Annotated in this window: 30 protein-coding genes; 20 read left to right on the top strand and 10 right to left on the bottom strand. The window is 44.9% G+C overall.

Translation table 11 applies throughout. The annotated features are described in order from the left end of the window. Positions 1 to 8: 8 nt before the first annotated feature. Entirely contained in the window at positions 9 to 1,820 is a 1,812-nt protein-coding gene (locus tag Y71_RS28715) for a diol dehydratase reactivase subunit alpha (RefSeq protein WP_007372194.1), read from the top strand. A gap of 53 nt (positions 1,821 to 1,873) precedes the next feature. Continuing rightward, complete coding sequence (locus Y71_RS28710) at positions 1,874 to 2,677, top strand: MIP/aquaporin family protein (RefSeq protein WP_007372195.1); 804 nt, start codon at positions 1,874 to 1,876, stop codon at positions 2,675 to 2,677. Positions 2,678 to 2,728: 51 nt separating this feature from the next. Here the strand turns inward: Y71_RS28710 and hdeB are convergent, their stop codons facing one another. After that, positions 2,729 to 2,980: an acid-activated periplasmic chaperone HdeB gene (hdeB, locus tag Y71_RS28705; RefSeq protein ID WP_007372196.1), complete on the bottom strand. Its 252-nt coding sequence runs from the start codon at positions 2,978 to 2,980 to the stop codon at positions 2,729 to 2,731. A gap of 112 nt (positions 2,981 to 3,092) precedes the next feature. On the opposite strand from hdeB, the gene Y71_RS28700 reads away from it, so the two are divergent. Continuing rightward, positions 3,093 to 3,497, top strand: a complete 405-nt coding sequence (locus Y71_RS28700) for an FCD domain-containing protein (protein ID WP_007372197.1) — start codon at positions 3,093 to 3,095, stop codon at positions 3,495 to 3,497. Positions 3,498 to 3,523: 26 nt separating this feature from the next. Here Y71_RS28700 and Y71_RS28695 read toward each other — a convergent pair whose 3' ends face one another. Continuing rightward, positions 3,524 to 3,910: a plasmid partitioning/stability family protein gene (locus Y71_RS28695; RefSeq protein WP_009652914.1), complete on the bottom strand. Its 387-nt coding sequence runs from the start codon at positions 3,908 to 3,910 to the stop codon at positions 3,524 to 3,526. A 13-nt stretch (positions 3,911 to 3,923) separates the two neighbouring features. Next, entirely contained in the window at positions 3,924 to 4,886 is a 963-nt protein-coding gene (parM, locus tag Y71_RS28690; RefSeq protein WP_007372199.1) for a plasmid segregation protein ParM domain-containing protein, read from the bottom strand. An 863-nt stretch (positions 4,887 to 5,749) separates the two neighbouring features. Here parM and Y71_RS28680 point away from each other — a divergent pair. The 3 genes from Y71_RS28680 (at position 5,750) to Y71_RS28670 (ending at position 7,065) form a co-directional block, all read left to right on the top strand. Then, positions 5,750 to 6,064 carry a hypothetical protein gene (locus Y71_RS28680; RefSeq protein WP_009652923.1) on the top strand — a complete coding sequence of 105 codons (315 nt, stop codon included), beginning with the start codon at positions 5,750 to 5,752 and terminating at the stop codon, positions 6,062 to 6,064. Positions 6,065 to 6,197: 133 nt separating this feature from the next. Then, positions 6,198 to 6,626, top strand: a complete 429-nt coding sequence (locus Y71_RS30870) for a hypothetical protein (protein WP_032155219.1) — start codon at positions 6,198 to 6,200, stop codon at positions 6,624 to 6,626. A 13-nt stretch (positions 6,627 to 6,639) separates the two neighbouring features. After that, a complete protein-coding gene (locus Y71_RS28670; RefSeq protein WP_016241518.1) occupies positions 6,640 to 7,065 on the top strand; it encodes a hypothetical protein in 426 nt (141 codons plus the stop codon). Positions 7,066 to 7,217: 152 nt separating this feature from the next. Here the strand turns inward: Y71_RS28670 and Y71_RS28665 are convergent. Further along, positions 7,218 to 8,365, bottom strand: a protein-coding gene (locus Y71_RS28665) for an IS3 family transposase (RefSeq protein ID WP_087121881.1) whose coding sequence is annotated in 2 segments (ribosomal slippage) — positions 7,218 to 8,128 and positions 8,128 to 8,365 — 1,149 coding nt in all. Because the reading frame shifts where the segments join, the coding sequence is not laid out codon by codon here. Between the two features lie 468 nt (positions 8,366 to 8,833). Continuing rightward, the gene (locus tag Y71_RS28660; RefSeq protein ID WP_007372203.1) at positions 8,834 to 9,340 is read right to left on the bottom strand and encodes a hypothetical protein; all 507 of its coding nucleotides are present in this window, start codon (positions 9,338 to 9,340) and stop codon (positions 8,834 to 8,836) included. A 160-nt stretch (positions 9,341 to 9,500) separates the two neighbouring features. Here Y71_RS28660 and Y71_RS28655 point away from each other — a divergent pair, with 160 nt between their 5' ends. From Y71_RS28655 to Y71_RS28635, 5 genes are all read left to right on the top strand, one after another. Then, on the top strand, positions 9,501 to 9,899 hold the full coding sequence (locus Y71_RS28655) for a hypothetical protein (protein ID WP_016241897.1): 399 nt from the start codon (positions 9,501 to 9,503) through the stop codon (positions 9,897 to 9,899). 112 nt (positions 9,900 to 10,011) lie between these two features. Then, a complete protein-coding gene (locus Y71_RS28650; protein WP_227674267.1) occupies positions 10,012 to 10,593 on the top strand; it encodes a hypothetical protein in 582 nt (193 codons plus the stop codon). A gap of 96 nt (positions 10,594 to 10,689) precedes the next feature. After that, on the top strand, positions 10,690 to 11,721 hold the full coding sequence (locus Y71_RS28645; RefSeq protein WP_001395480.1) for an IS630-like element ISEc33 family transposase: 1,032 nt from the start codon (positions 10,690 to 10,692) through the stop codon (positions 11,719 to 11,721). Positions 11,722 to 11,886: 165 nt separating this feature from the next. Next, positions 11,887 to 12,357, top strand: coding sequence for a hypothetical protein (locus Y71_RS28640; RefSeq protein WP_236946475.1), 471 nt, complete (start codon positions 11,887 to 11,889; stop codon positions 12,355 to 12,357). Positions 12,358 to 12,392: 35 nt separating this feature from the next. After that, on the top strand, positions 12,393 to 12,581 hold the full coding sequence (locus tag Y71_RS28635; protein WP_007372207.1) for a hypothetical protein: 189 nt from the start codon (positions 12,393 to 12,395) through the stop codon (positions 12,579 to 12,581). A gap of 37 nt (positions 12,582 to 12,618) precedes the next feature. On the opposite strand, the gene Y71_RS28630 is transcribed toward Y71_RS28635, so the two are convergent. From Y71_RS28630 to Y71_RS28620, 3 genes are read right to left on the bottom strand one after another with little or no spacing between them, the layout of a single operon-like run. Then, a complete protein-coding gene (locus Y71_RS28630) occupies positions 12,619 to 13,593 on the bottom strand; it encodes a hypothetical protein (protein WP_016241600.1) in 975 nt (324 codons plus the stop codon). A 23-nt stretch (positions 13,594 to 13,616) separates the two neighbouring features. Further along, positions 13,617 to 14,732, bottom strand: a complete 1,116-nt coding sequence (locus Y71_RS28625) for a toxic anion resistance protein (RefSeq protein ID WP_007372209.1) — start codon at positions 14,730 to 14,732, stop codon at positions 13,617 to 13,619. Positions 14,733 to 14,738: 6 nt separating this feature from the next. Further along, positions 14,739 to 15,509 carry a hypothetical protein gene (locus Y71_RS28620; RefSeq protein WP_016241598.1) on the bottom strand — a complete coding sequence of 257 codons (771 nt, stop codon included), beginning with the start codon at positions 15,507 to 15,509 and terminating at the stop codon, positions 14,739 to 14,741. Between the two features lie 170 nt (positions 15,510 to 15,679). On the opposite strand from Y71_RS28620, the gene Y71_RS28615 reads away from it, so the two are divergent. From Y71_RS28615 to Y71_RS30865, 7 genes are all read left to right on the top strand, one after another. Beyond that, positions 15,680 to 16,096, top strand: a complete 417-nt coding sequence (locus Y71_RS28615) for a hypothetical protein (RefSeq protein WP_016241597.1) — start codon at positions 15,680 to 15,682, stop codon at positions 16,094 to 16,096. Positions 16,097 to 16,100: 4 nt separating this feature from the next. Beyond that, positions 16,101 to 16,829: a signal peptidase I gene (gene lepB, locus Y71_RS28610; RefSeq protein WP_007372211.1), complete on the top strand. Its 729-nt coding sequence runs from the start codon at positions 16,101 to 16,103 to the stop codon at positions 16,827 to 16,829. Between the two features lie 6 nt (positions 16,830 to 16,835). Beyond that, on the top strand, positions 16,836 to 17,471 hold the full coding sequence (locus Y71_RS28605) for a hypothetical protein (protein ID WP_016241596.1): 636 nt from the start codon (positions 16,836 to 16,838) through the stop codon (positions 17,469 to 17,471). Continuing rightward, positions 17,468 to 17,776: a hypothetical protein gene (locus tag Y71_RS28600; RefSeq protein ID WP_016241595.1), complete on the top strand. Its 309-nt coding sequence runs from the start codon at positions 17,468 to 17,470 to the stop codon at positions 17,774 to 17,776. The genes Y71_RS28605 and Y71_RS28600 overlap by 4 nt, the downstream gene beginning before the upstream one ends. A 459-nt stretch (positions 17,777 to 18,235) precedes the next feature. After that, a complete protein-coding gene (locus Y71_RS28590; protein WP_007372212.1) occupies positions 18,236 to 19,315 on the top strand; it encodes a restriction endonuclease in 1,080 nt (359 codons plus the stop codon). Between the two features lie 232 nt (positions 19,316 to 19,547). Then, positions 19,548 to 20,876 carry a prolipoprotein diacylglyceryl transferase gene (locus tag Y71_RS28585; RefSeq protein WP_007372213.1) on the top strand — a complete coding sequence of 443 codons (1,329 nt, stop codon included), beginning with the start codon at positions 19,548 to 19,550 and terminating at the stop codon, positions 20,874 to 20,876. Positions 20,877 to 20,934: 58 nt separating this feature from the next. Beyond that, on the top strand, positions 20,935 to 21,627 hold the full coding sequence (locus Y71_RS30865) for a hypothetical protein (protein WP_016241592.1): 693 nt from the start codon (positions 20,935 to 20,937) through the stop codon (positions 21,625 to 21,627). A 35-nt stretch (positions 21,628 to 21,662) separates the two neighbouring features. Here the strand turns inward: Y71_RS30865 and Y71_RS28575 are convergent, their stop codons facing one another. Then, a complete protein-coding gene (locus Y71_RS28575; RefSeq protein WP_016241591.1) occupies positions 21,663 to 22,235 on the bottom strand; it encodes a phospholipase D family nuclease in 573 nt (190 codons plus the stop codon). 261 nt (positions 22,236 to 22,496) lie between these two features. On the opposite strand from Y71_RS28575, the gene traA reads away from it, so the two are divergent. Continuing rightward, complete coding sequence (gene traA / locus Y71_RS28570) at positions 22,497 to 22,832, top strand: TraA family conjugative transfer protein (protein ID WP_007372215.1); 336 nt, start codon at positions 22,497 to 22,499, stop codon at positions 22,830 to 22,832. Positions 22,833 to 22,880: 48 nt separating this feature from the next. Here traA and Y71_RS28565 read toward each other — a convergent pair whose 3' ends face one another. Further along, on the bottom strand, positions 22,881 to 23,168 hold the full coding sequence (locus Y71_RS28565; protein WP_007372216.1) for a DUF1294 domain-containing protein: 288 nt from the start codon (positions 23,166 to 23,168) through the stop codon (positions 22,881 to 22,883). 175 nt (positions 23,169 to 23,343) lie between these two features. On the opposite strand from Y71_RS28565, the gene Y71_RS28560 reads away from it, so the two are divergent. Next, positions 23,344 to 24,819: a UvrD-helicase domain-containing protein gene (locus Y71_RS28560; RefSeq protein WP_007372217.1), complete on the top strand. Its 1,476-nt coding sequence runs from the start codon at positions 23,344 to 23,346 to the stop codon at positions 24,817 to 24,819. Positions 24,820 to 24,840 lie beyond the last annotated feature (21 nt).

The following is a 24,840-nucleotide window of genomic DNA, read 5'->3' as shown; positions in this document are numbered from 1 at the left end:
GAGGCAGCATGCCGTTAATTGCAGGGATCGATATCGGCAACGCCACCACTGAAGTGGCGTTGGCGCAGGATGGCCGGTTTATCGGCAGCGGGATTGTCGCCACGACCGGGATGAAAGGCACGCGGGAGAATATCGCCGGGGTGGTCGCGTCCCTGCAGCAGGCGCTGGATAAAACGCCGTGGTCGCTGCAGGACGTGGCAAAAATCTGCATCAACGAGGCCGCACCGGTGATTGGCGATGTGGCGATGGAAACCATCACTGAAACCATCATTACCGAATCAACGATGATTGGTCATAACCCGCAAACGCCCGGCGGCGTTGGCGTGGGCATGGGAACCACCATCGCCGTGGAGAAGTTGGCGGCGTTGAGCGAGGATCGATTTGCCCAGGGCTGGATACCGTTGGTGGGTGAGGAGATGGATTTCCTTGAGGCGGTTTGGTTTATCAATGAAGCGCTGGATCGCGGCGTCAACGTGGTGGCGGCCATCCTGAAAAAAGATGATGGCGTGCTGGTGAATAATCGCCTGCATCGGCCAATACCGGTGGTTGATGAAGTCACTCTACTGGAGAAGGTGCCGGAAGGCGTGCTGGCGGCGGTGGAAGTGGCGGCCCCGGGACAGGTGGTGCGGGTGCTGTCGAATCCTTACGGTATCGCAACCTTCTTTGCCCTGACCCCTGAGGAAACACAAACTATTGTCCCCATCGCCAGAGCGCTGATTGGCAACCGTTCCGCTGTGGTGCTGAAAACCCCGCAGGGAGATGTGCGATCAAGAGTGATCCCGGCGGGTAAGATCTTTATCCGTGGTGAAAAGCGTGGCGGTGAAGCCGACGTAGCGCAAGGCGCGCAGGCCATTATGCAGGCGATGAGCGCCTGCGCGCCCGTGTGTGATATTCGTGGTGAAGCAGGCACGCACGCAGGCGGCATGCTGGAGCGGGTGCGAAAGGTAATGGCGTCCCTGACCGGCCATGAGATGAGCGCGATATACATCCAGGATCTGCTGGCGGTGGATACGTTTATTCCGCGCAAGGTGCAGGGCGGGATGGCCGGCGAGTGCGCCATGGAAAATGCCGTCGGGATGGCGGCGATGGTGAAAGCGGACCGTCTGCAAATGCAGGTTATCGCCCGCGAACTGAGCGCCCGACTGCAGACCGAGGTGGTGGTGGGCGGCGTGGAGGCCAACATGGCCATCGCCGGGGCGTTAACCACTCCCGGCTGTGCGGCGCCGCTGGCGATCCTCGATCTCGGCGCCGGCTCGACGGATGCGGCGATCGTCAACGCGGAGGGGCAGATAACGGCGGTCCATCTCGCCGGGGCGGGGAATATGGTCAGCCTGTTGATTAAAACCGAGCTGGGCCTCGAGGATCTTTCGCTGGCGGAAGCGATAAAAAAATACCCGCTGGCCAAAGTGGAAAGCCTGTTCAGTATTCGTCACGAGAATGGCGCGGTGGAGTTCTTTCGGGAAGCCCTCAGCCCGGCGGTGTTCGCCAAAGTGGTGTACATCAAGGAGGGCGAACTGGTGCCGATCGATAACGCCAGCCCGCTGGAAAAAATTCGTCTCGTGCGCCGGCAGGCGAAAGAGAAAGTGTTTGTCACCAACTGCCTGCGCGCGCTGCGCCAGGTCTCACCCGGCGGTTCCATTCGCGATATCGCCTTTGTGGTGCTGGTGGGCGGCTCATCGCTGGACTTTGAGATCCCGCAGCTTATCACGGAAGCCTTGTCGCACTATGGCGTAGTCGCCGGGCAGGGCAATATTCGGGGAACAGAAGGGCCGCGCAATGCGGTCGCCACCGGGCTGCTACTGGCCGGTCAGGCGAATTAAACGGGCGCTCGCGCCAGCCTCTCTCTTTAACGTGCTATTTCAGGATGCCGATAATGAACCAGACTTCTACCTTAACCGGGCAGTGCGTGGCCGAGTTTCTTGGCACCGGATTGCTCATTTTCTTCGGCGCGGGCTGCGTCGCTGCGCTGCGGGTCGCCGGGGCCAGCTTTGGTCAGTGGGAGATCAGTATTATCTGGGGCCTTGGCGTCGCCATGGCCATCTACCTGACGGCCGGTGTCTCCGGCGCGCACCTTAATCCGGCGGTGACCATTGCCCTGTGGCTGTTCGCCTGTTTTGAACGCCGCAAGGTGCTGCCGTTTATTGTTGCCCAGACGGCCGGGGCCTTCTGCGCCGCCGCGCTGGTGTATGGGCTCTATCGCCAGCTGTTTCTCGATCTTGAACAGAGTCAGCATATCGTGCGCGGCACTGCCGCCAGCCTTAACCTGGCCGGGGTCTTTTCCACGTACCCGCATCCACATATCACTTTTATACAAGCGTTTGCCGTTGAGACCACCATCACGGCAATCCTGATGGCGATGATCATGGCCCTGACCGACGACGGCAACGGAATTCCGCGCGGGCCGCTGGCGCCGTTGCTGATTGGCTTGCTGATCGCCGTGATCGGCGCGTCGATGGGGCCGCTAACCGGCTTTGCGCTGAATCCGGCGCGCGACTTCGGCCCAAAACTGTTTACCAGTCTGGCCGGGTGGGGCTCGATCGCCTTTACCGGTGTGCTGGCGATCCCTTACTTTCTGGTGCCGCTGCTGGCGCCGGTGGTGGGGGCGATTATCGGGGCGTTTTTGTATCGCAAGCTTATCGGCCGCTTTCTGCCGTGCGAATGCGGTATCGATGAGTAAAGCGGGACCCGCCGCAGCGCGGCGGGTTTCCCCGGCCTGATGCCGGGGGGGTTATTTTTTGATGACCGCGCTGAGATCGCCAAGTTTAGCGGCGGGGTTCTTGTGGCACTCCTGCAGCATTTTCGGTACCGAAACGGTCTCGACTTCATGCCAGTCAACATAGTCGCCGCCGCTAAAGTCGGTGTTGCGATTCACTACCCAGAAGGCCACCGGGGTCATGCTTTTTGGGTTCATATCCATAAATTCCTGACAGGTCATATTCTGCGGCGTGGTTTCCTCAACCGCGAACGCCGGGCTGGTCATCAGACAGAATGTGGTAGCCGCCACGGTCAATACGAGTGCTTTAGGGAAGGTGCGAACAAGTCCCTGATATGAGATCATGTTTGTCATCTGGAGCCATGGAACAGGGTTCATTATGAGGCGATTGATTGAGCCAGAACTGGCAGAAAAGGCCGTACTGAAAATGGATGCCAATGGCTTTGAAGAATGCCTGTCTTTGTGCCAAAAGCTGCGTTCCGCATATGAACGTAGGGATGTTTATCTGGCGCACCAGCTAAACCTCACTCTGCGGCTGAAGCTTTACATATACGCCGGTCTGCCTGAGTTTTTCAAAATTGTAACCCAACTGTGGATTAACCTGTGGCCAACTCTGAGTTACACGTTCGAATCTGACTCGGAGGATAAATGGCCAATATTTTTCTCGTCGCTTGAACTCGCTCTTTCAAACAGGGATGCAGGGGCAGCAGCAGATGCCATTAGAGAGTCACTGGATAAGGGGTTGCGGATCTATCTCAGCTTGTTAACCGAGCAAGGTGAGTAAACCGGCTACTAGTAGCCGGTTCGGATTCAACGTTTGAGGGTTTGCATCATCAGGGAGGGTTTAGGAATTGGTTCTTTCTGCTCAGCAGGCTTATCCGAATCAATGATGGTTGTTGCTCGGATACCTGTGGCCTGGGTTTCCACTGGTGAAGAATTCCGTTCAACGGCAATGCCCAGCGTTTGCGACAGAATGTTGCTCAGCGTTTCGGCATTAAACGATGTCGTGGTTTGTGCGGCCAGCAAATTTATTAACCGAGGGTCGAGCTCATGCAAGGCAGACGCAATTACCAGTGCCTTACGGTAAAATTCCCCCCGGGATCGGCGGGGTAAGCGCTCCATAATATCAAGAGCTTTACCGTCTTCTGGATTATTGCCGGGGCGGAGCCAGACGAGTAAACGTTTATCTTCTTCCATCACATAACCTCGTTTAGACGCTTGCCATTGCTTTGACGAGCGCGAGCTGCGCGTCAGGCGCTTTGATGACATCCAGCTTAGGGAATAGTTCGACAATATGAGAATGGATGAGCTCAGCACCGCCCCCGGCCAGTATGATTTTGTGGACGCTGTTCTGACGACGTATATCAGCTGCAACAGCTTCGGCCAGATTTTTCGACTCAGAATCGATAACGTCAATGATGGCATCAATTTTAGAGTGATCATTGACCGCAGAAGCAATCAACGCTCTATCATGACGGTTTTTAATGATGATATCCGCAATGGCATAACTACTTGGAGACTGGGCATCCTGGAGCGCAGCCATAACAGCTTTTGTCACTCGTGAAACGCCAACATCGCTGTTGCCAAAGATATCAGATATGCCCTCCATTGCCCCCTGAATGATGGCCAGGTCTAGGGTTGTTCCCCCCAGATCGACAACCAGGGTTCGTGTAAGCTGCGTGGTTGTTTTAGGATCAATCAGATATTCAGCCGCAGGTACTGATTCAGGCATTACGTTAACTTTTACAACATGAAAAGTTTCGCCATTATTCAGGGTTATTGGGCCCATAACGTTGGCCTTTTTCTTTTCAATATTAGCTTCGTTCAACTGCGCATCGCTCGTGAAGAACATGGCCACCGGCAGTGTCACTGTAAGTTCAACATCCTGTGGCTCAAGACCGGAAGTCAAAAGGGCATGATGAATTGCTACGCGACTTACAGCGTCGAACTGGAAAGAGGTATGCGTTGTTGTAATTGCAGATGTTGAACCAATGTCGTGAGTAAATTTCCGCCCATCAATGAGATAGTTGTAGATAGTTTTACCACCAAATGCGAGTGGAGTAGCCCAGCCTTCGCGGAAGGCGTTCTGCGAAACATGAGTTTTGATTTCACCATTCTCAATCCAGGCAAGTTTTACGTTCGTTGAGCCGTCATCACAAGCGATGTTCATCATGGTATATACCTCATTAAAATGTTCAAAAGTATCAAAAATCTCTGCCATTTTAGATAGTAAGCCATCCTGAAGCAAGGAATGCGCACCTGTAGCGCACGTTTAATGTCCACAAAATGACTATGAAAAGTGAATTACGAGTGAGTAAAACAGGAACGATTCTATCGGATTGAAATCTGGCGGGGTAAACGAGAAAGAGGGATGTATACGTACATGCAGAGGTCGGTAGCCCTGGAACACCAACGGAAAAAGTAACAAACCACCCGAAAAATGAACCAGTGCCACCAGACTAAATTGTGACAATCGATAGCCAATACTGCAAGAGAACCTAAGAATAAAAGGTATCGCTATATGACAGCTCAGTCGGTAAAATCGAGGAAACCATGTCGGATCACCATTGTAGTTTCTGGTTAGTTCAATAATGAGGTATCCCCAATGACATCCATTCTGCTTACTTCTGATTCTGTTGATGGGTACACTTTTTGTATTTCTACTGATGGTAATGGATGTAAGCTGTCAGTCAGGCCAGAATACCGGCGCAATGGCACACAAACTTATGATGGCTGGTTTCCCAGATACTACTCAAAGCCTCAGTATGCTAAAGCAGCGTTAACAAGGTTCCTTGGAGAATCTGTTAACTGGTCACCACGGACGGGGCTCAGTTAGTCACAGGATACGTAACAGCCTGAGTCCGAGGATACCAACAAGTCAAGAGAACCCCCTGATAAACCCTTAACAATCAACACCTTACCTTGGTGCGCTTAATGAACCTTATGTTGAATTATGGTTAAGTAGTCGATTTTATGGTTGGAAGTGCCTGTTTGCAGTAAAATGCAGTTCATTACCTTTAACCACTGGAACTAGACATGGCTAATGAAGATCTCCCCTCTGGGTGCAAACGCTGTAAAGGATGCAATCAGGTTAAACCCTTCGAAGAATTCGGTAAGGAACTTAAGGGTAAGTTTGGCCTTAAAAGTAAATGCAAGTTGTGCATTAGCGATAAAAACAGAAATTATGCTGCCGGTTCCGGTGCAGGTGTAAAACTCCAAAACAATAAAAAATACCAGACCGAGCATAAGAGTGAACTGGCAGAAAAGATGAGAGTAAGACGGGCAAAGAAAAAATTTGGAGATAACTATGAAGCATATCTAGCATCTTTAGAAAGGATTAAAAACCTCTGATAATTACATAACAACCTTAGCCAATAAGACACAAAGATTATGTATTGTTGCTTTTATTTCAAAGCATCAACTTTATTGAAAAGTTACGCTATACACTGTGCAATTTATTATGCTGATTTAATTTGGTGATTATATGAGTTGTCATGACAGAGACATCAATAAGATCCTTCAATCATTCACTCACTTAATGGTTGAAGCAAAAAAAAGCATCTTTCATTCAAAATCAATGAAGGTTCAAGGTCTTCAGTTAGTAGATGAGTTATACATCCGTGCCCGGACGGGAAAAATGTCATACCTCGGTTCGTCGGTACTGGTAGTCGCAACCATTTCAGTGAAGACCCCAGGCAAAGGATTTTTCAGACAGTTACTCTCGAAATTAAAAGAAGCAGCTGAGACAAATAACTACATCTTAAAGGTTGAGAATGTCATCAGCACCGAACTTAGGGAGTTTCTTATCAGAGAGGGTTTTTCATTTCCTGGTGAACGGTGGATGTGCGGTTCCGGCTACTGGGCTCCATCATCACTTAGGCTTAATGACCAATTAAGCACCCTCCCCGTCTAATATGAGGCCGTAAATGTTCATAACCCCTGAAGTTGCTTATGTCTGCGAGCTGTTACATAAATATGATGTACTTCCACTCGAATGTGATGGTCATACTATGGTTGTAAGTTGCCTGCTAGATAGATTCTGTATACCGCACCAGCGCATCGTTGGAGAAGTAACGTTGGCTGGAACTGGCCAGATAATTCGACCTCATCTGTGGATAGAGTATGACGAATACATAATAGATTACCGCCTCCGCATGTGGGCAAGGAAAACCGAAGATAATGTTAGTCTAGTGCCTCATGGCATCTTTATCGAAGATAAAAGTCAGGCAATTTACACTGCTCAAAGAATTGCAAATAAAGCCATGATATCAGACTCGATAATTGATTTTATGACAGATGGGTTATGGACTAAGATTCTCCTAGAAATCCCTGGTAAAAAAAGAATTACATAAAGCAGGAGGATTAAGTTTGTTCATAAAGTTTTTCTTCACTGACACTCAAAGCAAAGATGTCTTTTTCCAAGCACCAATCTTAGAAAATATTTGCTTTTCTACTGACTCAAGTTGGTTCATTAAAAGATGATAGTTGAATCGCCACGGATAATCTAGACACTTCCGAGCCGTTGATAATACTGGTTTTCATATTCTGTCGGTGAAATCTGATCGCTAGAACCATGCCGACGCTTACTGTTATAAAACATTTCGATGTAATCAAAAATATCGCTGCGGGCTTCTTCCCGCGTTCCGTAGATCTTTTTCTTTATCCGTTCGCGTTTCAACAATTGGAAAAAGCTTTCTGCAACCGCATTATCATGGCAGTTACCGCGACGGCTCATGCTGCCCTCCAGGCCGTGTGATTTCAGGAACGACTGCCACTCATGGCTTGTGTACTGACTGCCCTGATCCGAATGAACCAGCACCTGTTTTTGGGGATTACGCCGCCATACAGCCATCAGCAGTGCGTTCAGGACAATGTCCTTTGCCATCCGGGATTGCATGGACCAGCCGATAATTTTGCGTGAGAACAGATCAACAACCACGGCAAGATACAGCCAGCCTTCGTGGGTTCTGATGTAGGTTATATCCGTTACCCAACGCTCATTCGGAGCATCCGGATTGAACTGTCGCTGGAGCCTGTTGGGCGACACGATACTGGCCTCGCCTTTACGTGCCCGCGGGCTCCGGTATCCGACCTGAGCCTTTATCCCGACACGTTTCATCAGTCGCCAGACTCTGTTCACTCCGCACTGTTGCCCGCTGTCCCGCAGATCCAGATGGATTTTACGATAACCATAGACGCATCCCGATTCCAGCCAGAACTGTTTAATCTGTCCTGTCAGTCTCAGGTCTGCCTGATGGCGTTGTGAATGCGGCTGCTGAAGCCAGGCGTAAAAACCACTGGGATGAACATCCAGCACCCGACAGAGCAGGCGAACAGGCCAGCAACAGGTGTTGTCACGGATAAAGGCGTACCTCAGTCGGACAGCTTTGCGAAGTACGCCGCGGCTTTTTTTAATATGTCCCGTTCGTCGGTAACCCGTTTCAGCTCTTTCTGGAGACGGCGGATCTCGGCCTGAACATCTGACTGTTCTTTATTAGTGGAAGAATCCGGACCGTACTTCTTTATCCAGGCGTAAAGGCTGTGGGTGGTGATATCGAGACGTGTTGCAACGCTGGCAACAGAATAACCGCGATCAACAACCTGTTTGACTGCTTCAATTTTAAACTCTTCGGGATAACGCTTACTGCTCATGGGCACCTCTCTTTAAGCCATCTTAAATGACTCTGAGGTGTCTGTTAAACCCGTGGCGATTCAAGTCAGGAGTCTCAGCTCCAATGTTCCCTTCCCACTTTAGAATCAATTCACTTACCTTCCCTTTTAATGTTGCAAGGAGAACAAGCTGTTTCTTCGCGAATACAATCTCTTCCTGATGTATGTTTTTCTTTGCCATTGTAGTGTAGGTTCCATATCCATGTTGATTTATGTTAAGGATTACATTTTATTAACAATATTTTTATTGATTGTAAACACAAATCTCAATGGAATAGCATGAATTAAAGTCATCACGACCATTTTACCTAGTAGTATCAGCATGATAGTAAGTGAAATCAGATTATAAAAAGCAGATAGTCATATCGAACAAAAAGATAATTGAAATAAAACAAAAAACCATCACTGTTAAGTGATGGTTAATGATTTCAATATGGAATTATTTAGTAATCAAACAAAATAACCAGGATTATTAATCAGATCACTTTGTTGAGTACTATGTGCCATTTCAACAAATTCAGACACGCTTGTAATTTCATTGAGTGTGGTGATTGCGAATAATCGAAAAGAAAACTCTTTATTACCTTTTCTTGGGTAGATGTTCAGGAAAAAATTCAACTTTTGACCAACCGGACACATACTTGAAACCGCAGCATAAGATTGTGTCTGTCTGAGGTACTGAGTGAGGAATTGAGCAAGATCAACACCCTCATCAGACGTTAACGACCTGGATGTCTGAACCTTTAATAACCTTACAAGGTTATCTATGGCGGTCTGAATAGGAAGAAGTTCTATCTGAGGAACCTTCAAAAAATCAGCTATGATAATACCAAGTAACTGGCTCTGATCGTTCATGAAATTATGGATATAAAGAAAGTGTGAGTCACCGAATCTTTCAGCAGAATCATACTTAAAATTCCATTCATTCAATACTGCACTGTACTTCATTTTATTCATGGTTAGCTCCTCTTTATATAAAAAAAGATTAACGCAACATTCATCGGTGACGAAATTCTAAGACCCGTTAATTTCGCCCCCTATTGGGGTCATAAAAAATTGTCACGCTACGGCCTGTCTGGCAGAATCCCCTGAAACCGATTTGCGATAAGTAACCCTGATGAAAAACCTCATTAATGATGTTGCGACTGAAGCACGGGCATTACTGAACGGTATCCTCGCTGACTGTGATACCGATGACACAACGGGCACATGCCTATTTGCCAGTCTGCTATTAGCTCGTCTGGCACATAGCAAAGGGTTATCAGCTGTGATTAGAGGTGGCGATGGGAAATCTGACGGCGGGTTATTCACTATGTATGGCGGGTTCGGTCATTACTGGTGTGAGATCTCCAACAACGATGAATTCCATATTGTTGATATATCGGCAGATCAATTTGGCTTCGAAGGAGTTATCGTTAAGAACATCAAAGAGGTAGAAGGCTGGCCACGTTACATCCCTGGAAACCAGGATGTCGTAAATGCTGGAGTTGAGGAGCTCTTCAACCACGGATACTAAATGGTCGAGTCTAAGTGCGATTTATACACCTCAAAACGCCCCCATTCTCGATTCAAGAATTATTGATTTACAAGTAATATCAGAAATATTTAGTTCACTCTAAGGCAAGTGAATGAAGAAGAAATTACCGTCATGGTCACCAGCTGAAGATCTGAAGCTTATAAAAGGGCTTAAGGATGGTTACTCATTTGCAGCGCTTACGTCCATTCTTGGATACAATGAAAGGATAATCCAGTTAAGATGTATCGAGTTGGATTTATACCTTCTCATAAGAGAAAATCTCTCCGAGCCTAACGAAATTACCCTCAAGCCTAACTCTTCAATCAGAGTGCCACCGGCTGAACCAGCTTCAGGTATAACTCTTAAAACCCTGCTAGATAATGGATGGGTAGCACACTGCATAAATGGTGAAAATGTTCTGTACTCTCCAGAATGGTGGCGAACAAGAAACACAAGCCTGTTAGTACCCGAAGATGAGGATACTGATCAGCTACATAAGAAAACATCTTCACACCTCATTACCGGTAAACCGTGGACTCCTGACGATACTCGGGTCTTACTTAAGGCGATACAACATGGTATCAGTAAAACGGCACTTGCCGAGCTTACCTTAAGAAGCCATCAATCCACTCTTCAGCAACTTATAGAGCTTGGAATGATTACCGTGGGCGCTGAAGACGATTCATCTAAATAGCTGCGCGGAATAGTAGATCACTGAAAGGGAACTCAGCCCGGATTGTGCGATCTGATCAATCGCCAAACCAACCAAAATCACCAACCGGACTGAGCGATGCCGATCATAGTACCAATACCCCGTGGCGAACGACGCCTGATGCAGAAAGCTATTCATAAAACGCGTGATAAAAATCATGCCCGCAGACTCACGGCCATGCTAATGCTTCATCGGGGTGAACGGGTCAGCGATGTTGCCAGAACTCTCTGTTGTGCCCGTTCATCCGTTGGTCGCTGGATTAACTGGTTTACGCACTCAGGTATTGAAGGCCTGAAATCCTTACCCGCAGGGCGCTCCCGACGCTGGCCTTTTGAACATATCTGCACCCTGTTACGTGAGCTGATAAAGCATTCTCCCGGCGATTTTGGTTATCAACGTTCACGCTGGAGCACCGAATTACTGGCAATAAAAATCAATGAGATAACCGGTTGCCAGTTACATGCAGGAACCGTTCGCCGCTGGTTGCCATCTGCGGGGCTTGTATGGCGCAGGGCCGCGCCAACTCTGCGTATCCGTGACCCACATAAAGATGAAAAGATGGCGGTAATCCACAAAGCGCTGGATGAATGCAGCGCAGAGCATCCGGTATTTTATGAAGATGAAGTGGATATCCACCTTAATCCTAAAATCGGTGCGGACTGGCAGTTGCGCGGACAGCAGAAACGGGTAGTGACGCCGGGGCAGAACGAAAAATACTATCTGGCCGGCGCACTGCACAGTGGCACGGGTAAAGTCAGCTACGTGGGCGGCAACAGCAAAAGTTCAGCGCTGTTTATCGCTCTGCTGAAGCACCTGAAAGCCACTTACCGGCGGGCGAAAACAATCACGCTGATCGTTGATAACTACATTATCCATAAAAGCCGCGAAACACAGCGCTGGTTGAAAGCAAATCCCAAGTTCAGGGTAATTTACCAGCCGGTTTACTCGCCGTGGGTGAATCATGTGGAACGGCTATGGCAGGCACTTCATGACACGATAACCCGTAATCATCAGTGCCGCTCAATGTGGCAGTTACTGAAAAAGGTCCGCCATTTTATGGAAACCGCCAGCCCATTCCCCGGAGGAAAACATGGTCAGGCAAAAGTGTAGCGGTATTAGGCGCAGCTATTTAGTACGGTTATATGGTTAAATAAAAAAATAAGTTCTGCGAAATTATCAAAAAAACGTTTTCTTGATGTCCTGCCACTAATCGAATTCGGCTGGCACATTGATGGATTCGACCTTACCGCCCCAGATTGGTGGAGCAAGCATATAGTGCTTAATGAAATTATCTATGAAACCGTACCAGATAAAACCATTTCAAATTACCCGGCCAGAACTGACATTGATTGTGATAGTGAAAAACCACAACAAATTAAGGAAAGATCAGTGCCTGAACGGAACCAAAGAGAACCACAAAAACCAGCCAAATGGGTATGTGGAAACTATAAGTTTTTAATTACACTTCTATCTGAGCATCGTTCAATAGAAGTGATTGCCAAGAAAATGAATAGGACAGATGGCGCGATTAGGTCACGTCTACAGCATATCGGTATAACGCGTTACGAGAAACCAACAAAACCTGGTGAAAAAGGAAGTGTCATTAAAGCTACATCAATTTCTACAGATATCTTCAGAAACCAGCCATTTTTTGTGAAGAGATTACTCATAGATGCCGGATGGTCTGAAAAAAACAATGAATTGCATTGCCCGGTCTGGTGGAGCAATTATCCACACAACGTTTAACGGGCTTAGTCACGAACTCTACCCTGGAGAACTATATGTTTGATTATTTTAACAGACCATTTGACACTTTCGACTGGGCGCTGATTATAGGATGCGGAATCCTTTTTGTCGGGCACTTTATCTGGAAAATCTTCTTCAGCGATGAAGGCCGTAGGAAAATTGATAATGAAGCGCCGCCTCCAATCATGACTCAGAAAGTAGATGATGAAACGGATGGTAAATAAGCACACAAAAATAAAACGCCCTTAAGGGCGTTTTATTTTATTTCGACAGATATTTAATATTAGACTCTATCAAATAAGTAAGCCTACGGCCATTTCTAACCGTCAGCAGTATAATCACCACAAAAATTACGGCAAGTATAAAAAATATTAGAGCAGTACTTTTTATAATATATTTAATATAATTGGATTTAAGATCATTTCCCGACTTCCAAGCAGAAAGAGGATTTGAAGCAAGCGCACCAGACTTGTAACCAATGTCATAAATATGGTAATCAATAGCTTTATAAAGTTGTGAATCAAACAGTGTGTTTTTGTCTTTGACACTATCCTCTTTATATTCAGGCATTAACAAAACCAAGTTTCCAAGATGATTTTTATAATTGCTATCAGATACTTTTTCAGCAGTAATTATTACACCTCTGAGTAACAGGCCATCGATATCTCCCAGTTTTTTTGCAGTAGCTGGTTTAGGATCTGCAAGTGCTTTTTCAACTGACTTTCTTAGTAAACTCCCTCTGTCTCCATAGATTTCATACAAAGAGTCCAAGTCTCCAGTTTTCATAGCAGTACTTATTTTGTCGGTATTGTATTTATAATTATGAGGCTCATCACCAAATGCAGCAATAAATAAATTAAACCCTACAAACAATACTATGCAACTTGTCATTATCTCAAGTTGTAAACCATTCCCATTAATAATTGCCCCTAGTATTACAATCAATATACATACACCCACACCAACTCTTCCATATATGGAAATAAATGATCCTATCGTATCAAAAGCATTTTCAGGAACTAACTCATTGGAGCGTAGAATGTTGAATATATCGTCAGAAACCTGTTTGACTTGCTCATCTACTGGCATGTCTGATGGAATACAAAACCATAATATTAGAAATATAATAGCGAAGATTAGAGATATAGCTAAGGTAAAATATATAGCTCTATCACGCTTCCGTCTAATAGCATTCTCAACATCATCATATGGATTACTTTGTCTGATTCTAGCCATAGCACATCCTCTAAATTTAACTATTATTTGGAAGACAGTTCTTTTGCTACCATAAAACGCTTCTCCTTCCATTGCGCTGCGCGAGCTTCAAGCTGGGTATGTTGCGTCTTGGCTCGGTCGTGGATTTTTTTAATTTCTCGACCGGCCTCATTGATCTGGTTTGATATGTAATCAATTGTCTCAACATCATATACAGTACGATTAGCTGTTTTGGCTACACGAATACTGCTCTCTTTTACTAACAAAGCTTGACGTCTGGCTTGTTGATTTACAGAATCACCAATTGCCTGAATCAGTAATGAGCTTTTATCACTCCTTTCGGCCTGGTCAATAATAAGATGGCTGCGTTTAGAAGATGGTATCGTTACTTTAATAATAGTTTCAAACTGGTCTACCATCGAGAGGTTATTGAACTTCATCATTTTCATCATCTTTAGGTCTTCAAATGCCTTTTGTTGTTCCGTGATCATGTCATTTCGACGTTTTGTTATGAGGGCGATTTGATGTTCAATATTCATTGCTTCCATGCTCAGCATGGTATTATCAGGCTGATTTTTTAGTTCCTTACGAATAGAAGCCTGAACTGTTTGTAACTTCTCCAGAATGTAATAGGCAGCTACAATGTTAACCCCTGTATTTTTTACACTAGTTAAAGCTTGGTCATACATTCCATCAATATTTTTATTCATTTCAAACAACCCCTCCGATATGCTTTCGATATCCGAGGTTAAAATATCGATTTGTCCTTTAACTGAATCAAATCTTGACATTGCACTAAAATGAAGACCGATGGCTTTCATTATGAAAGGCCCAACATACGGTATCCGTGACAGTTTCTTTTGAAGATAACTTGGTTCGACTGCATTACTGACTTCACGAGCCAGTGCAACAATCTCATTCAGAGTCTCTCCCTTCTTGCCCTGAGATGATGAGCTGACGCTGAGAAGGAGGTTATCAAGATAATTAATATCAGTAGTGTCCTCCAATCGTCCAAAGTTATGCGCGGCATCAATATCACCAATCTGGAAAGATCTGACTGCATCTTTTATTGATGATTCCATACTTACATCAACAGCATATTTATCAAATTCCTTAGCCACTTTGACATCTAATATATCAATACTATTTATGATCTTCATGTTATCTCACCTTATGTTCTTATTTAATTTATTGACCAGCTTCTTGAATTTTTCATGAGCCACTTCATCAATACCACTACAAACACCACTGGCGTTGATGTTCTTAGCCTGCCCTTCCCACATAGGTAATAAATTATCTTTAATATCTCGAAGGCTATCTTTTACATCGACAGCTGTTTCATAGCTCATTTGTGCTTGAACCTGACTTAGTTTTAAACCAACAAGAACTCCCTGAAAGTTATTAACTCTTATCCGTAGCCTGTTAATTGCCATATATTCATTGCTTGTGACACTATAGTCACACTCGTTCTTATTTTTCAGATATGACTCAACAACATCTATGAAAACCTCTAGCTGATGAATATCTTGCGCATAGATTGCCTCCAAACCCTTCGTGATTTCAGCATGAGCGGTTAGCATTTTGAAATGATCAGGTATCCGTTCGCATAGTTTCATAACTACTTTGTTATAAATATCTAGCTGGGCTTTCCGTAAGATTTCGGAACCTGTTAAATGATCGAACATCCGACGAAAAAGATTCTTTTTTCCCTTTGAGAAATTGACTTCCGCTTTTGTCATTGCGTCTATGAGATGGTAAATTTCATCTAAGAGCGACTTTTCAATATCACTCATCTTAACTGCTTCATCAATTGACATTTCATGCCCATTGATGTTGAGGACACATTTTTGATTTGAAATAAGCTCTGGCCCAAATCTATCGTAACTTAATGGGTCTTTAACAAAGGCTTCAACCATCTTAGTGGCATCACTGCTCATTTCAATTCTCCACAAATTTCGATAGAAAAAATTTACCATGTTCTCTTAAACTATCGAAATTCCTGACCATATAATGTCCGTTTTTCGGGGTCGTTTTGCGTTCAAAAAAAGTCGGAGAAAATTTGTCTGTCTATAAGATGGTGTAAACAAGTATAACTATGGTGGATTTCATGGTTAAATTTATACCCATTATGGTGGTAGCGGGCAGAACGCAGGCCAACTCTATTGCCAGGTTTCTACTGGATTCAGTGCTGGTGTGGTCATTATTGTGCTGGCTCAATACAATTATTCCATTCTATGTGCCGTTGGTAATAACCATTACAACATGCACAATTTATGCACGAGTTGGTTATAAAGTATTTTTCAAGCCGTTAACCTTCATGAAAACTAGAAGTTTTTATGTCGATGCTGAAAAACCAACAGTTCAACTCAATTACACATTAGCTGGTGGGCAGGCGAACCAATTTTTCACTTTAGCCCAAAAAACCACCAGCATCCATTTTGTTTACCTTTTCACCTGTCTCGTATACCTGTTTTTGGGTAAATCGCTCTCTAATTACGCAAAAAATATTAAGCGTGGTATATAACTCCATGAAACCGTTAATTATTGTTTTTATCATCTCTGCACTTTACCTCTCTTATCAGCTGATAAGGTCTCGTCGTCCAAAACATTGGTTGATAGTTTCCTCCTCATTGTCGCTTGCGGTTATTGTGTCCTTTCAGTTTCTCGGCGGTGTATTCCTGATCCCGACAGAATCCATGTACCCAACTATAAAACCTGGAGACTTGGTTATCGCTCAGCGTGTAGGTGGTTTATTCGATCATCGCGCTATTAGGCGTGGGGACGTACTCGTTTTTAACGCCCCTTCTGTTCCCGGCGTTTACTATGTCAAACGCGTATTAGGTATTCCTGGCGATACCGTCACATACAACGAAGAGAAAATCTTCTCGATAAACGGTAAACAAAACGGAAACCAGATTAAAAAAGATGGTTTTACTACTCAATACCAGGCAGATACCGACACTGCCGGTCAAAGTTATATCTTCCAGACAGATAACCGTATCGGCTACGTGAAAACGGGTAAGAAATGGATCATTCCCGAAGGATACTACTTTATGGCCGGTGATAACCGAGACCATTCGCTTGATTCCCGTTACTGGGACAATCCCCCTGGCACACCTAGGAACCTCAGAGGTCTCATTCCCCATGATAGTCTCGTAGGGCGAGTAAATTTCAGGATCGTCAATTTAGGCTTTCTGGCGCGTGGGGATTCAGGTGACCGTTCCATTAAACAACGACAGCAGCCGCATCAAAGGTAATCAGTCATGATGATCGAAACCTTTTACAAAACCAATAATGTGGAGGTCAGAAGCACTTACGAGGAGGTACTATCTGCCTACCAATTGTGGTTCAGGTTAACAAACCAGCTCTGTAACGATGAAGGATTCGAAGGTTTTACTGCTCATGATTTTTGTGTGCCTGATTTGTTTCTGCGATCAGTCGAATGCCATATCCAACGTGTGTCTGGTTTCCGTCAATTCAAAGAGCAATGCTTAATTAGCCCCGACAATACTATTCCTTTTGCCCTAAGAACAGACCATGAACATGGCTCTGCGCTATTCAATAGGTTTAATGATATATCGAAGTCTGCACTGACATCGCTGGGTATCGATCCAATACGCTTTGGTAACCCACCATTTGGTTTTGCGAAGGCTGTATTTTCGATTCTGAAAATTCACCATGAAGCAAAATTAAATGGATTAGTTGGGTACAGCCAGTTGTGGGCACTTGAAAACCAGTTCGACGAAATCCTGTTTGTTTGTTCTCTACCCGTAGCAGGCTGCGGGAGAATTCCATTTTATGAGGCTCCAGCCATCCCTCCTTACTGGATACCCATCACGGGAACTGAAGCCATCGACCTCTTTAATACCCACAACACCAAAATGAGGAAGAGAGAATGAAATCTATCACGACTGTTCTTTTATGCTTCCTTATCCTGGGTTGTGGAAGTCGGGATAAATTACCAATTCCCGCAACCAAGGCAATAAACGCGCTTCCAGATGCGATGGCAACCCTTTCTAATGCTGGTCTCTGGAATGAAAATGAACTTTCTGGCGCTGAATTCCTTGAAAACAGTGACAGAAGTATGATAGTTGCGAACTTAACGAGCGTTCCATGCAGAATGGTGTTCAGTTACGTCAAGACTTCAAATCATCCTTATTGGATGCCGAGCCAAATTGCTTGTGAGGGAGATGAGAATGATTAACTAGATACACTGATATGCTTCGTCAATCGCTACACGGTGGTATTCTGTTATACAGGCCTGTAAAGTGTATGAGGAAACCATGAACTCTCTACTCCAGCGTGTTGTGATTTACGCCATTGTGATTCTGATATGTAGCGTTTATTGCGTTCTGTACTTTGTGCCGCTCACTTCCATAAAGACGATCAACGCCATAGGCATTGCAAACTTAGTGGTACTGGCGTTACTCACATGGTTGTTAGTAAGACCACGGTTGTTCCAATTGTGGGGTGGGTATCTTGTACTGTCAGCAATTTATTTAGGTGCGATTTACCCTGATTTTCCATATGTTGAAGAAATCATCGTTTATACATTTGCCCTGATTTGTTTATCAGTCATGTTTTACGATGTATTCATTGATAACTGTAATGGGATACTGAGGCGCACCTTTCTTAGAATTAATTCTGAATGAATGGTGACCATATGGTTTTTAGAAAATTGGCAGCAAAAGGAATGTCCCGATGCGCCAAATTCCAGTGGTGCTTTTTCCTGCTAGCGTCATTAGCTTTATTCTTTCTACATGATGGCCCGTTGGTCATTGCGGGCCTCTTTATTACACAATTGTCTCTCCAGATGTCGATGACCCGTACAGGAAAGGAAGTCTTCGGCGTTATTTTTAATATCCAGTCATGGAGAAACAGTGGTGCTAGCCAGCAAACCTATTTTTTCCGGTGGTATATCGGCTTCCCGATTTCCTGCTTGCTATATATTCTTTCTCTTACTAATTATGTGTACGTTCCAGGCGATTTGTATTATCAGTTTATTGCAAGCAGTACTGATGACCTAGCACTCGTAATGAATCGTTTTGCTGTAGGCGTGAGTAACATACTCCCTGAAATCCTTCGAGGCGCATCTCTAACCCTTTCGATGATGATGTTTGTCGCAACATTGCTAAAAAATGTACAACTTGCTGAAGTACGTCGAATTTACTCCTCCATTCAGGATGGAAATGATTCCCAGAAAATTCTCTCGAATATGACATGGGAGCAATTCGAAAAGATTATAAGACTGCATTTCGAACTCAATGGCTACAAAGCAACTCTGACTAATACAGGAGCTGACGGCGGAGTCGACATTCTGCTGCAAAAAGATGGTCGCCGCGAAATGGTACAGTGCAAATTATGGAAAACCAGCAAAGTAGGAGTCTCGGTAGTCCGCGAAATTTACGGTGTAGTGCAAGCCAATGCATATGAGCGGGGTTATATCATCACCTCTGGGTTCTTTACTCAGGATGCATGGGAATTCGCTCTTAGCGCAAATGTTAAAGGAACATTATCGCTTATCGATGGTTCCAGACTTCTGAAAATAATCAAGGATAAAGAAATCCCCCCGCCTGCCACTGAGATAATAAATGTTGGTCCAGGTGAGAATCAAATATACGATCTTAATGTCATACCTAGCTGTCCCCGTTGCCATAGCAAAATGGTTAGAAGAATGTCGAATGGAAATTATTTCTATGGTTGCTCGGCTTACCCAATTTGTAAAGGAACCCGTAACCTCTAGAAATCTATTTTCAAGAAAACCATCTCATTTTGCGGTCGTTTTCAGGCCGCAAAATTTCGAGAGCTACCTCCCTCAAGATATAATCCGTTTATTATCGCGAGAGCATATTTTCCTAATCAATTCCGGGGCAACCATCTCACGCGATTATGGGGCTTTCCATATCATGCTCACTTTCATATACACCGTGAGTTGGGGCTTCGGCCAGAACGAATAGTGATCAACGAGGTTTTCAATGACGAGTGAAAAACGTGGCACAAGTGCTGAATACGGCCAGGAGAAATTACGCGAACGCGCAGCGCAGAATGCTGGAGATGAAACCCCCAGTGTTAAGGCGCGATTTTCTAAAAAAACCTTGAGTATCCTGGTTGCCGGTATCTTTGCGGTAAGCACATTAGGCGCATTTATTTTAATGAATGGTAAACCAGACAAAGAACCGAACCTATCTATCGTCGAAGTTGCAAAGAGTGGGATCAGCGTTAACCCGGATATTGCAAAACAACATGGTATCGATGTGGATGACGATGACCTTGATACCGATGAGGCTGGGCCTCAGCCAACACTGACACTTCCTATCACAAATAATGAACAGGAACCCGCATCAGCGCCCCCTGATGATGATAAAAGTGAACCTACTGTCACAAAGCAAGATAGCGCCGGTGTTTCCCCTGCATCGTCTGATAATCTTGGCGATCAGATGCTAAAAATGGCCACAACCACGCCACCAGCTAACCCGGATGCAAATTCACCAGTTGTATCTAAGTCAGATCCTGCTACGCAGTCATTGGTTGACTCAATTAAGGCTGAACCTGGGTTTACTGACGGTAGCGAGGTTTCACAAAACGCAGAGCAACCTGGAACGGTTGAGATAACTCCTGCACAGGAAATCGCTAAAAAAGCACTATCTGGGGCCACTAGTGAAGCCCCGGCTTCAGCTCCAGTTACAGCAGAACCAAATCAACACGCTGCGGCGCAGACCAACCCGGTTCAAACACCGCCATCACCTACCACACGTGATATTGCAGGTGTTGAAAACATCACTAAAGATACCTCTGGCCATCAAATTGACCCAGCTGAGTTCGGTTATACGGAACCCACTAAAACTACTGCTACGTCAGACTATAAAGCAGCATCAGAAGGCTATACAGCCCAACAGTTTGTTGTTCAGGAGAAGAATGCGCTTACTGGCGCTGACCTGGACTATAGTGGGCACTTTAAAACTGTTGAATACAATTCGCAGGGACAAAATACGGTATTCGTTTATTCAACCTTTTCATCAAAAGTATTCTTGTTACCATCGAAAGGTAAGGTCAACGTATACCTTTCTGATGAAAAAGGTTGGTCAGTCTCACTCCTCCCAGGAAATATCCTGCGGGTACAGCGTTCTGAAAACAAGGGGGCATGGTCGCAGGCAACCGACCTCTTTGTACTCAATGGCGAAAACTCCTACTCGTTGATTCTTCAGGCTGTTGGCGATCCTGATAAACGAACCGATTCCCTCAAATTCACAAAAAAGGAACTTTCTAAGCAAACGGACAAGTTGGCCAAAAAATCCAAAGCCTGACTGTTGAATTGAAAATACGAGCGCATCTTTGGTGCGCTTTTTTTTCGGGAGAAGTTACATGACAGATTCATGCATCGACGGCTTAAGGCTGGTTTCGACCAGTTACCACATTGGTTTACCCTGGATTGAATGGTCAGAGGCGAGATCCTACATCGTATGCCGAGCACTGGTAGATCAGGGAGTAATTGCCGGAACTGCTACTATAGGAACACGTCGAAAAAAGGTCAAAGAACGCATCAATCCAGGAGATCGTGGGTTATACCAAGTCACTGAAACTCAGTACGGATGGATAGCACTTAAGGGTGGTGGCGTGATCGATCCCTGCGGCTTTCTTGGTAACTCTTTTTCCGGCCCGGAACCCCAGTTTTGTATCCTTGAGAATGATGAGTGCTATATCAGGGGTATAAATCCTGTTCAGTGCCCGAGAACTCACTTACCTGAACATCTTGTAAGTGATGAGTTATTCCCGCTAACACGCGGTGTTATGCGCGATACATGCAGCCGTCTGCTGGGTTACAGGTTGCATATACAGGGATTGACTATGTCAGAGGCAGCATACCTTCTGTCGAGACCGCTTACCGATTTTGACCGGTACAGCCGCCTGGTATATGAATACTTTATTAAAATGGGACTAAGCAGCATTATGCCATTAAGCAACATCAAAATGCTGCATCCGAATTTAGCCCGTAAAGGTTGGCGTTCATTTTATAACGACCTGGATATGGACGAACTTGAAGCGTTTCTTAAATGATAAAATCAGGGTTCATCCCGAACCCTGATTAAAATTCAATAATTAGGTATGTAATCCACACCACCAGTCCAACGAGATTCCCAGTGGGCCAGATACAGCGCTGTAACATCTGGTGCGTTATAAAGTACAAGGCTATTTTCACTATTTTTATTGAAAGCCGAACTTGAGTAATTATAACTACCGGTTTCAACAGATATCCTATCAACACACAAATACTTATCATGGTGCAGAAGAAATTGATCATTCGTCCGTAACGGAATGCCCGCGTTAACTACTGTATTCATAGTCGAGACTGCATATCGGTTATTATTTTGCCCTTTGTCAACTACGATCCTGACATCTACTCCCCTTCGGTGAGCATTAATTAATGCTTTCGCAATTACGGGTGACGTAAAAGAGTATGCCGCCATACGGATTTCCTGCTGAGCTGAATTGATCAGATCCAGTATTGCTTTCTGTGCAGACCCTTCAGGTGAAAATCCGACAACGACTCTAACGCCACCAGCCGGTAGCATTACTTCTGTTGGATTATCAGCCTGTGCAAAAGTAGAAAAAAATAATAATCCCAACGATGTCAACGTACTGACCAACACCTCTGATTTCAACATATCCACCTCGTTTAAATGTGACACTAGTAAAGTTGGCTTTCATACTCAAAAAGAAGTTTTCATCCAGATTTTCATATATGTTAATAGACACGGATAAATGTCACCTTATATCACACATTGCTATTGTATAACGCCCTGCTTTAACAATGAAATCAAACAAAACAAATTTTATATTAATAAAGTTCCCGGCTCAAACTCGTTAAATAGCTGGAGAACATCCAAAGATCGAAATTATTAAAACTCGTTATTAAGGATGTTTAAATGAACGCTATCAAATTTGAGAAGTTTAAAACCCCGCTGGTGATCACCGGCATTCTGATTCTTGCCATTGTTACCGCTCACGCTTCTGGTTCAACCCAGGCAGGTTTTGACGATGTATGGCTCAAAATCTCTGATTACATGCAGGGTTCTCTGGGTAAGGTGCTGATCGGTCTTATCGTTCTGGTTGGTCTCGCAGCTGCTGTTGTACGTCAGAGTCTGATGTCACTGGCGGTTGCTGTTGGTGGTGCGATCTCCCTGTACTACTCACCGGACATTATCAATGGCATGATGGCCGCATCCCACGCAGTGCAAACCACTTTACCGGCATTCATGTAACCATCATGGATGTAAAAAAAACCGGCTCTGGCCGGTTTTTTTACATCTTCATATTTTATTTCCCGCCCATAGAAAATTCCATAATCCGATGTAAAGAACTATCCAGACCGCAACGATAACCCGGAACCGACGTTGGTAAGCACTGCGTGTTTTGTGTTTAAACATTCGTTGAGCAATGAAACAACCTGGCCACCCGCCCAGCACAATGAGCGCATCCAGCGTCAGTTCATCCACACGGTACTCGCCAGCAGTCGCGGCCTTTTTATCTTTGTAATAGATGTAAATCGAAATCAGACTCCAGATTGACATCCAGACAAAGGACGATAAATAAAACATAGATTACCTCCTGTTGAGGGCCGCAGTAATAGTTTGATGGTACTATCTTATTGTATTACTCATGAACAGATAAATTTGTATTCTTAAAAATGGGTACAATTTGCCCCCATTTTTAAATCATTCGCGCCGTGTCAAAAGGTACTATGAAACGATATCTAACATAAAGGTAATTCTGATGCCGGTAACTGATGAACAGAACGTGATCATAGGTTTCAAACCTACACCTGGCAGTATTGTTTCAGTACAGGCATACGCGGGGTCTGGTAAGACCTTTACACTAAAAGAATTCGCGGATGCAAACCCCTCACTCAAAATTCTCTATATCGTTTTTAATAAAGCTATTAAAGATGATGCAAAAAAGAAATTCCCAAAAAACGTCGAGTGTAAAACATCTCATGGTTTGGCCGTGACCCGGTACAAACACTTTGCTCATAAATACAGACAGTTTATATCCGTGAGCGAATACCGCGCAATGATGGGTGAAGATGACTGGAGAGTGGTTAAGCTTGCAATAAATGGGCTTACCCATTTCATGAATTCAGATGAACACGAAATTACTACTGAACACGTACTTAAAGACTTAAGTAAAACCGATAAAATATCTCAAAGCAGGTTGGATCAAGCGCTACGTGCAGCAAAACGTACATGGCAAATGCAATCTGACCCACTCAACGATGCCTATTGCTCACCGAATACCATCCTCAAGTTGTTCCAGTTATCGAACCCAGCCCTAGACCAGTTCTACAATGTCATTCTCTTCGACGAATCGCAGGACGCAAATCCGGTAACGATCGATATCGTTCTTAGAAACAACTGCTGCAAAGTTTTTGTCGGCGACCAGCACCAAGTGATAAACCGCTGGCGCGGTGCGGAAAACGCCCTTGAGATTGTTGAAGACCACGGGGCTCAGGTTATGCGCCTGACTAAGTCATTCCGGTTTGGGCCTCTTGTTGCAGCACTGGCCAACGTTGTGCTGTCAATGAAGGGTGAAACGTTCCCCTTGGTAGGCCTGGGTAGTCTTGATGCTATCGTTGAGCCATCGGCGATACAGGATCAAAACTTTTACGCCATCATCAGCCGCACCTACATGGGAGTCATACAATCTGCCTACGAGTCGATTATGTGGGGCAAACGGGTGATGTGGAATGGAGGTATTTCAAAATACCGTCTCGACGAGCTCCTTGATTTACATGCGCTAAAAACAGGTAACATTGCTGCTATTAAAAATAACCGTATCACTACGGAATACGGGAACTGGGCAAATTTTTTAGAGATCGCAGAAACCACCAAGGACGTGGACATGGTGCGGGCGATTAAGTTAATGGAAGTCTATGCTGATATCCCCGGGATGGTTGAGACCATGAGGATGAATGAAGCCAGAACAGAAAAGGAAGCTGATTTAATTGTTACCACAGCCCATACCTCGAAGGGAAAGGAATTTGACCATGTCATCATCAATGACGACTTCCCATCCATTATAGAAGCCGTTGTGATGAAGAAGCCACGGGAAGTAATTATTGACGAACTTAATCTGCTGTACGTAACTATTACCAGAACCAAGAAATCTGTAAACATCAATACTTCGTTAATGGAGCTATTAGAAGAATACCGAAGTCGTATTGAGCGAAATGTTTCAGTAGTGATAATCTGACAAAAAAAGCCCTGGTTAATT

This window comes from Kosakonia radicincitans DSM 16656, from assembly GCF_000280495.2.
Classification (GTDB): Bacteria; Pseudomonadota; Gammaproteobacteria; order Enterobacterales; family Enterobacteriaceae; genus Kosakonia; species Kosakonia radicincitans.
Note: the sequence above shows the minus strand (reverse complement) of the source record. Positions and strands in the feature narration are given on the sequence as shown.